General features: G+C 64.8%; 1 pseudogene. It reads left to right on the top strand.

The features are described 5' to 3' along the window. Positions 1-247: pseudogene (locus tag F6X42_RS43335) on the top strand (SMP-30/gluconolaconase/LRE-like region family protein); the annotation flags it as partial.

Below are 247 nucleotides of genomic sequence, written 5' to 3'. Positions count from 1 at the left end.
GATCGGGGACGAAGGGCCGGACATGAACGTCAAGTCCTACGACGTGTCGGCTGCGCCTGTCCTGACAGGAACGTTCGGGGTCACGGGCGGATATCTTGACGCTACGACGGGAACGAAGGGCCAGGTGGGACCGAAGCGGTTCACGCGCGTAACGGGCCTCGGCAGGGACGCCGCTGGCAACCTCTATGTACTGAATAACCCGTGGGGCGGGACGTGGGATCTCGGCCGGAATGGTGGCACGGACCTG

The organism is Paraburkholderia podalyriae, assembly GCF_014397785.1.
Lineage (GTDB): Bacteria > Pseudomonadota > Gammaproteobacteria > Burkholderiales > Burkholderiaceae > Paraburkholderia > Paraburkholderia podalyriae.
The sequence above is the reverse complement of the archived record's forward strand: the minus strand, read 5'-3'. Positions and strand labels throughout refer to the sequence as shown.